General features: G+C 53.8%; 7 protein-coding genes and 1 pseudogene. 4 read left to right on the top strand and 4 right to left on the bottom strand.

The features are described 5' to 3' along the window. The 3 genes from PAT3040_RS33315 to PAT3040_RS33300 all read left to right on the top strand — a co-directional run. On the top strand, positions 1-189 hold a 189-nt coding region (locus PAT3040_RS33315), incomplete at its 5' end, for a GH36 C-terminal domain-containing protein (protein ID WP_146200627.1). 1095 nt (positions 190-1284) lie between these two features. Further along, positions 1285-2160, top strand: coding sequence for a MerR family transcriptional regulator (locus tag PAT3040_RS33305; RefSeq protein ID WP_108996048.1), 876 nt, complete (start codon positions 1285-1287; stop codon positions 2158-2160). Continuing rightward, positions 2150-3907: an ABC transporter ATP-binding protein gene (locus PAT3040_RS33300; RefSeq protein WP_108996047.1), complete on the top strand. Its 1758-nt coding sequence runs from the start codon at positions 2150-2152 to the stop codon at positions 3905-3907. Before PAT3040_RS33305 ends, PAT3040_RS33300 begins: the two co-directional genes overlap by 11 nt. Positions 3908-4091: 184 nt before the next feature. On the opposite strand, the gene PAT3040_RS33295 is transcribed toward PAT3040_RS33300, so the two are convergent. After that, positions 4092-5435 carry an FAD-dependent oxidoreductase gene (locus PAT3040_RS33295; protein ID WP_108996046.1) on the bottom strand — a complete coding sequence of 448 codons (1344 nt, stop codon included), beginning with the start codon at positions 5433-5435 and terminating at the stop codon, positions 4092-4094. Positions 5436-5645: 210 nt separating this feature from the next. Between PAT3040_RS33295 and PAT3040_RS33290 the strand changes: the two genes are divergently transcribed. Further along, positions 5646-6407 carry an SDR family NAD(P)-dependent oxidoreductase gene (locus PAT3040_RS33290; protein ID WP_108996045.1) on the top strand — a complete coding sequence of 254 codons (762 nt, stop codon included), beginning with the start codon at positions 5646-5648 and terminating at the stop codon, positions 6405-6407. Positions 6408-6664: 257 nt separating this feature from the next. On the opposite strand, the gene PAT3040_RS33285 is transcribed toward PAT3040_RS33290, so the two are convergent. The 3 genes and pseudogenes from PAT3040_RS33285 to PAT3040_RS38255 form a co-directional block, all read right to left on the bottom strand. Further along, positions 6665-7357 carry a PspA/IM30 family protein gene (locus tag PAT3040_RS33285; RefSeq protein WP_108996044.1) on the bottom strand — a complete coding sequence of 231 codons (693 nt, stop codon included), beginning with the start codon at positions 7355-7357 and terminating at the stop codon, positions 6665-6667. Positions 7358-7419: 62 nt separating this feature from the next. Further along, positions 7420-7635 carry a PspC domain-containing protein gene (locus PAT3040_RS33280; protein WP_087569558.1) on the bottom strand — a complete coding sequence of 72 codons (216 nt, stop codon included), beginning with the start codon at positions 7633-7635 and terminating at the stop codon, positions 7420-7422. 399 nt (positions 7636-8034) lie between these two features. Then, positions 8035-8222: pseudogene (locus tag PAT3040_RS38255) on the bottom strand (lipoate--protein ligase family protein); the annotation flags it as partial.

Raw genomic sequence — 8222 nt, 5'->3', positions numbered from 1 at the left:
GTGCTGCAGGAGGCGACCCCGCCGCTGGACCGTTTCCGCCTGCAAGGACTGGACCCTGCTGCCGACTATGTGCTGCAAGGCCAGGGAGACAGCTACGGCGGCGACGAGCTGATGTTTGCCGGTCTTGCGAAGCCGCAATTCCATGGCGATTTTGCGAGCAAGGTGTACCATTTCAAGAAAAGCGAATAGTAGGTAAGTTAGCGGTAAGAGAGGAGCGGGTCGCCTGGGGCGATTCGCTCTTTTTATGTTGCGTCCAAGCACCAATCACCATGCACCATGCACCAAGCGGCAAGCACCAAGCAGCAAGCGCCAAGCACCAAACTCCCCACTTTCGAGGGTTCATGATTCTGAGTGCTGATGGACGATGAGCGAAATCAGGTTATTCTCGCCCTCTCCCGTGCCATGAGGCTATATGAAGAGGAAGAACAGGAAAAGCTCCTATTAATTTCACGTTCGCAAGAAGATCAGCGGTTATTAAGGGAAATCCTCCATTTAAATGGCCACAAACCTGCCCATAGTGCCTATAGAGGGGCGATTAAACGGCACATTTCCCTCTAAATCTCTAGAGTAGCGTATGCGAGGGTAAATAGACGGAACATTTCCCACTAAATCTCCGAAGTAACTCTCCGATGTAACTCTCCGAAGTATCTCCGAAGTAACTCTCCGAAGTAACGAATATGAAGGGGGACAGGTGAAGGGTTTCCTCTTAGTAGCAGCTTGGCCCAACCCAACCGACTACACCCCCATACTCACGATTGCCCCCCTAACGGACTGAGAAGGCACTATTTCATCGAAAATGGCGTGTATCGGATTCTAACGGACCTCATAGCCCGTAATGGGGAGGAGAAGGCTGCTCTGCACTCAAAATGGTGCAAATAGTGGCTGTCTTGTCCGTTAGAATTTCATCATGCCCACTTTCAGCCGAATAACGTCTCACATGTCCGTAAGAACAGGAGATGCTGCTAGTTCGAGGGTTTGGGCGGGAAGAGAGGGGGCTAGAGAGAGGGGAGAGAGGGGGATGGAAGGGGGGAGAACGCCAGAAATCAATTCGCGGGATGCCGAACCTACCAGGTTATGAGAAGCGGGGAAGCAAGGCGTCAATTGGCGCGAAAAAAATCGAAACAAAGGGGTTGCGCTTGACGTAACGTCAAGTGCTATGCTTTGAAGTAAGGAAAGTATATCTTCGCCATACTTTCTCTATATATCTCGAATTGAAACGGGCTGCGCTGCCAAAGGACGGCACGGCCGAGTCACCTTGGCAGGAAGGGGAGGAGAGGGACTGTGATGAGCGACCAACACGAAAATGCGAACGGAAAAATCGGAAACGAAATGGCCGATGATCGGCGCACGTATACGATCGGGGCGTTCGCCCGCATGACGGGAACGACGGAGCGTACGCTGCGTTTCTATGATCGCAAAGGTCTGCTGAAGCCATCGGGGCGCAATGCGCAAGGGCATCGCTTCTATGAAGAAGGGGATCTGCTCCGGTTGCAGCAAATACTGACGATGAAATATTTGGACTTCTCGCTGGACGAAATCGCGGAGCATCTGAGCGATCGGAACCGTGATATGACCGCTACGCTTAATCTGCAGCGCGAGCTGCTAAGCCAGAAGCGGGATCAACTGGATAAGGCGATTGGCACGCTGGACCGCATGCGGATGCTCCTTGAAGGAGCCGGAGAAATAGACAGCTCGCTGCTGCTTTTCTTCATACACAACATTCAGAACGAGGAAGCGCAGAAGCGTTATCTGGCGGAACGGCTGCCGGCTCCTGTTGTCGGCGCGATTTTTATGGAGGGCATGCCGGAGGCGGAACGGCTGGAGCTTGAGAGAAGGATGACGGCTGTGCTGGTTGAACTGACGGGCTATTGCCGCGAAGGTCGCAGTACAGACGATGAGGAAGTACTGCGCTCGGGGCAGCAGTTAGTAAAGCTTCTGAGCGAGGTCATCGGACAAGCGATGGAGCATCTGAGCGAAGAGCAAAAGAACGAGATGGAGCGAGCGATGTCCGAGATTGGCAATCCGGAAGCGGAGCTTGATCCCGCGCTTTTTTACAGCGGATTTTCGAAGGAGGAAGAGTTATTTCTCGCGGCTGTCATGGAAAAGGTCGGCGTTATGGAAGAGGATTGGCTGAAAGGAGTGAGTCAAGATGAACGTTAAACCGTTTCTGGCGCTTGTCGGCAAACACCGGCCGAAGGGCTGGATTATTGCCGCGGCCATAATATTGGGGCTGGGAGAAACAGCCTTGTCGCTCTTCATTCCGCTGCTCACGCGGGATGTCGTCGAGGAAGCCTCCGCATCCGCGTTGCAAAGCGCTACGGTCATTATGTTAGGTGCTGTATTCGCGCTACAGACCGCAATGTCGGGCTTCGGCGTCTATACCATGTCCTATGTCGGACAGTATATGGTGGCCGGTTTGCGCCGGGAGGTTTGGGAGCGGGTGCTCCGCCTGCCCGTTTCGTTCTTCGACCGCAATACGTCAGGCGAGACGATGAGTCGGATAACCAACGATACGAACGTCATCAAGGATTTTATCGTTGGGCATGTCATATCTTTCTTGGGAGGCATTGTCTCCATCGTTGGAGGCGTGGGCATTCTCCTGTACCTCGATTGGCGAATGACCTTGCTTATGCTGATCGCCGTTCCGGCGTCGCTGCTTATCCTGTGGCCGCTCGGCAGCAAGATGTTCGCGATCTCGAAGTCGATGCAGGATGAAACCGCGATGTTTCAGGGCGATCTGGGGCGAGTGCTGACGGAAATTCGGCTGGTCAAATCTTCGCTGGCCGAGCCGGCCGAACTGAGACAAGGACGCGGCCGCATTGGCAGCTTGTTCCGTTTCGGCATGAAGGAAGCGAAAATCATGTCCATTGTTACGCCGCTAATGATGTCCATCATGCTGCTCATTCTCGTGCTGCTTATCGGATACGGGGGCGTCAGAGTCGCGCAAGGAACGATCACGACGGGCGAACTTGTCGCCATCATTCTCTACATGTTCCAGATCGTCATGCCGTTTACGCAGATGGCATCGTTCTTTACACAGTTCCAGAAGGCGCTTGGCGCATCGCAGCGAATTATCGAGCTGATAGAAGAGCCGGCGGAGACGGAGCGGGGCATCGATGATCGTCCAGCGAATCAACAACGCGGGAGACGAATAACTGCTTCTGAAACGATTTCTTTTGAGAAAGTCAGCTTCGCCTATTCCCCGGATCGTCCCATTTTGAATGGGGTGTCGTTCGAGGCCGTCGCCGGCGGCATGACCGCTTTCGTAGGCGCCAGCGGCGCGGGCAAAACGACGATTTTTTCGCTTGTGGAGCGCTTCTACTCACCTACGGGAGGTACGATTCGTTACGGTGCAGACGACGTGTCTGCGATGTCGTTACAGCAGTGGCGGGACCGGCTGGCTTACGTATCGCAGGAAAGCCCTATGATGGCCGGCTCTATCCGGCATAATCTCACATATGGCTTGAGCTCGGATGTTAGCGAGGAACGAATTGCCGAGGCGTTGGAGGGAGCGAATCTGGCGGAGCTGATCGCATCACTTCCCGATGGGCTCGAAACGGAGGTTGGCGAACGCGGCGTGAAGCTGTCGGGGGGCCAGCGGCAACGTCTCGCTATTGCGAGAGCGATGCTTCGCGACCCTGAATTTCTACTGCTGGACGAGGCGACGGCGCATCTGGACAGCGAGTCGGAGCGGCTCGTGCAGGACGCGTTGCAGAAGCTTATGCAGGGACGCACGACGCTCGTGATCGCGCATCGCCTGTCGACGGTCAGCAATGCGGACCGGATCATTGTATTAGAAAAGGGCGAAGTGACGGGGCAAGGCACGCATATGGAGCTGCTTCGCTCCCATGAGCTGTACGTCAAGCTCGCGAAGGGACAGCATCTTGAGAGCGAGGCTGCGGTTTGAGGTAGGGGTGGGTTAATAGGATTGATATCCCGACCCGACGAAACATTGAAACCAACGGCAAGGTTGAGTAGAACGGAAGCGGTGGTTTTGTTAGAACCGTTGAAAAGTAATACGACTCGCAGATTGCCAAAGAGCCCCCGCGATGCAAACGCGACTGGCTCTTTGTATATGGGGCGTTCGAGGGTTATACCGCCTGCAAGCCGGCTTGGTTAAGCAAGTTCCAAGGTTTGTTGTAATGCGGCTGGAAGAAGAAGTCCACAAAGCCGAGACCATCCATCGTCATGCCGTTCTGAATGCAGACCGACAAGGTGTTGATCGATTGAGTCAAGTCGACCTTCGAGATGACCTGCGCGCCGAGGATACGGCCAGTGTCGGCATCGTAGACGACCTTCAGCGTAACGTCTTCGTAGGTCGGCATAAATTCCAGACGGTCATGGTCTTGCAGCGTCACTTGCTTGACGTTTAGGCCGGCTGCCGTCGCGGCCGTCTCTGTCAAACCCGTCGACGCGATATTGTAATCGTAAATTTTGATGCCCGACGTTCCTTGTGTACCCATGTACTGTACGGTTGGCTTCATCAGGTTGCGGGCAACCAGCGTGCCCATCCGGACGGCATTGGTCGCAAGCGGGATGTAGGCATGCGCCCCGGTCGGGTTGTAGCGAACCGCGCAGCTGTCGCCTGCGGCGAACACGTCCGGCTTGCTGGTCCGCATATATTCGTCGACGATAATGGCGCCGTTCGGCAGCATGTCGACTTGTCCGCGGAGGAGATCCGTGTTCGGGCGGAAGCCGATGCAGAGAACGACCATATCGGCTTCGAACTCTCCGTCATTCGTCACGACCGCGGCTACCTTGCCGCTTGGATCTCCTTTGAACGATTGCGCCGTTCTTCCAAGTGCGAGCTGTACGCCTTTGTCCGTCAATTCCCGTTCCGTAATGTCCGTAAATTCGCGATCCAAATATTTGTATAGAATCCGGTCCATATTATCAATGAGCGTCACTTCTTTGCCCAATGCCTCGAACGCTTCCACGAGCTCAATGCCGATGTAGCCGGCGCCGATGACCGCAATCCTGCGGGCTTCTTTGGCTTTCTCGATAATCGTCTGGGCATGCCCGTAATTTTTGCAGAGCAGAATGTTATCAAGTCCGATGCCGTCCAGCTTCGGAATAATCGGCCACGAGCCGGTCGTTACGACGAGTTTGTCGAAGCTGTGCGTGAAGGTTTCACCGGTCACACTGTTTTTCACATCCAGTTGCTTCGCGTCGGTGTCGACATTCAATACTTCATGGCGCATATGCGTCATCACGCCCAGCTTGGCAAGCTGCTCCGGCGAAGCGTAGAACAGATCTTCCGCTTTCTTTACGACGCCGCCTACATGAAGAGCAATACCGCACGAGAGGAACGAGATATTGTCGTTTTTCTCGAAGACATGGATCTCGGCCTCGGGATAAAGTTTAACCATATTCAGAATCGCGGCAGTTCCGGCGTGTGTACATCCAATCACGGCAATGCGAGTAGGGGTTGTCATATAAAGCGCCTCCTAATGTATATAGTGAATTAATTCACAATCAATAATGTGATTTATTTCACAACGTTGTCTTGCTCATATAATACGCCAAACAGGTCGGCATGACAATGTCAGAATTGTGAACAAATTCACAAACTAGGTATTGGGATTTCTTATGTTAAAATAGGACAAACCATCAAACCAACCATCAGAAAGGCGGGGGATGAAATAATGACGGAACAAGGAACGCATGACGGGAAAATCGTGCTTATTACGGGAGCGGGAGCAGGAATCGGGCGCGAGCTGGCGCTGGCTTATGGGCGGGATGGGGCATTGTCGCTCATTGCGGACAGGAACGAAGCCGGTCTGGAAGAAACGGCTGCGCTATTGGAACGCGAAGAGCTGGATTCCGCATCTTTTGTTGTCGATATCAGCAAGCCTGAAGAAGTAAGCCGCTTGTTCGCGGATATCGAGGTTATGTTCGGGCGATTGGATATCGTTATCAACAATGCGGGCTTCGGTATTTGGAAGTCGCCGTACGACCTGGAGATCGAGGAATGGGATCATGTCGTTCATACGAATCTGAGAGGCACGTTTCTCTGCTCGCGCGAGGGAGCCAAGCTGATGAGGAAGGACGGAATCGGCGGCTCCATCGTCAATATTTCATCGACGCGAGCGCACATGTCAGAGCCCTACTCGGAAGCCTATGCAGCATCGAAGGGCGGGATCCTGTCGCTGACGCACGCGCTCGCTGCATCGCTCGGTCCCGACGGAATTACGGTCAATGCGATATGTCCAGGTTGGATCGAGACGGGCGATTACGGAGCGCTGCGAACGGATGATCATGCCCAGCATCCTGCGGGACGAGTAGGCAAGCCGCAGGATATCGCTAAAGCATGCTTGTATCTGACGGATCCGCAGAACGATTTTGTGACGGGTACACATATAACGGTGGACGGCGGCATGACTCGCAAAATGATTTACGCGGAGTAAGGGGCGCCTGAGGAATAACATGCGCAAAAGCAAGGTGAAACGGCTGCCGTCCTTTGGCGGCGCGGCTCTTAACCTTGCCGAGAAATAGAGAGAGAGACTATGGTGAAATCAGGAAATCATATGATTTCCTATACCGCGAAAAGCCTTCAACCCATTAAGACAATGGTTTGAAGGCTTTTTCGTTCAACAGGCGGGACCGGCTCATCCGCTTTGCTCCTTCTGAGGCCAGCCCCATAAGCAAGAGCTGTATATAAAGGCTAGTTGCCGGATTTGCTCATCAGCCGTTGCAATTGTTCTTCCACCTGGGCGGAACGCTGTTCTCCCTTGATATCGACAGGGGCGTATCCGCCGCCTGCCCCGCATGTTGGTGCCGTTCTTGCAAGCTCGCGGGAGGCTTCCCATTCCATAACCTTTTGCTCGATTCTCTCGAAGCCCTTGCTCGCCGAACTGCTATGCAGGTGGGTCGGTCCGCCGTATACGCCATTGCCGTTGCCGGCTTCGCTCGTTGCCGACATTTGCCTTACGCGTGTCATTAGCTCTTCGCGTTTGCTCTGCAGACGAGTTTTCTCTTCCTTCAGACCTTCCACGCGCAAACGCAGGTCGTCTGCCGATTGCTTGGCGAGGTCGCGCAGCTTTGCGGTTTCCTCCGCTTGCTCCAGATATAGCAGCTTGGCTTCCAGCGCCATGCGTGCTTCTTGCTCACGGCCTTCCAACGCGGCTTGTTCCGCTTTGCCCTCGTAATATTGAGCCTGCGCATGCAGTTCTCCCAGCTTGGAGCCCATTACGCGTTCCTGGACGAGTTGTTGCGACATCGAACGTTCCGTGCGTTCGATCACCTCATCCAAGTCCCGCAAATAGTGGTTAAGCATCATAACCGGATTTTCCATTTTGTCCAGCATCTCGTTAGCGGCAGCCTTCGTCATATTCAATACGCGTTGTAGAATTCCCATGTAATTTCTCTCCCTATATGTTTAGTTTGGATGTGGTTGTTGTTGCTTTGGTTGTTGCCGGATTAGTAGTGGTCGACGAAACGGAAATCATTATACGGCGCCTTCGGAATGAACAGCGAAGCGATCAAGTAAATGAGTAGCACGCTGCCGAAGCTGAAGAAACCTGCAATAACGACAAGCATTCTGACGATGTTCGAGTCGATCCCCAGCCATTGTCCAAGTCCTCCGCATAATCCGGTTAATTTACTGTCCGAAGTGGAACGAAACAATTTTTTCATCTCGCATTCATCCTTTCGTGTTGCTCATCTATGTCCTTATTGTATAGCTCGGGCGAATGCTTCGTAACAGTCCGCAGTCTATTGTTGGAACTGGCCTTTAGGCGGGGCAGGACTCGGACGCACGACCGGGAGAGGGGATTGTGGTGAGGTAGGACGTACGGAAAAAGGCTGCTCGGGAACCCAAAGGGGCTCCTGAGCAGCCTAATTTAACTATTCGCCGAGCGGTCGCGCGATAGGTCATGCGAGTATGAATAATCATACACAATCCGCCGAGCGGGCGTGCGATAGGGCATGCGAGTATGAAAAATCATACACAATCCGCCGAGCGGGCGTGCGATAGGCCATGAAAATGGATCGAGCTGTTGGTAGAGCTGACGGTGACGATAGCAAGCAAAGGAGCTAGCAATCCGCCGCGTATCGGTTTTTAAGCGAGCTCACCATCGTACCCAATTCTTCCTCCGTGGGCATTATTAGTCGAGCAGCGGCTTCCTCGACACCGGCTGGCGTCTGCCTGCTCTGAATGGCAGACTTGATGGCAGCGGCGAAGACATGCGCACCTTGCGGGCCAAGGCCGGCAATCTCCTCCA

The sequence above is a fragment of the Paenibacillus agaridevorans genome (genome assembly GCF_003112455.1).
GTDB lineage: Bacteria > Bacillota > Bacilli > Paenibacillales > Paenibacillaceae > Pristimantibacillus > Pristimantibacillus agaridevorans.
This window is presented reverse-complemented; position numbering and strand designations above follow the sequence as displayed.

What these genes read in the sequence shown, in the direction of transcription:
- PAT3040_RS33280 (WP_087569558.1), bottom strand. Translation starts at nt 7,635, where the DNA reads ATGAAAAAATTGTTTCGTTCCACTTCGGACAGTAAATTAACCGGATTA.
- PAT3040_RS33305 (WP_108996048.1), top strand. Translation starts at nt 1,285, where the DNA reads ATGAGCGACCAACACGAAAATGCGAACGGAAAAATCGGAAACGAAATG.
- PAT3040_RS33295 (WP_108996046.1), bottom strand. Translation starts at nt 5,435, where the DNA reads ATGACAACCCCTACTCGCATTGCCGTGATTGGATGTACACACGCCGGA.
- PAT3040_RS33300 (WP_108996047.1), top strand. Translation starts at nt 2,150, where the DNA reads ATGAACGTTAAACCGTTTCTGGCGCTTGTCGGCAAACACCGGCCGAAG.
- PAT3040_RS33285 (WP_108996044.1), bottom strand. Translation starts at nt 7,357, where the DNA reads ATGGGAATTCTACAACGCGTATTGAATATGACGAAGGCTGCCGCTAAC.
- PAT3040_RS33290 (WP_108996045.1), top strand. Translation starts at nt 5,646, where the DNA reads ATGACGGAACAAGGAACGCATGACGGGAAAATCGTGCTTATTACGGGA.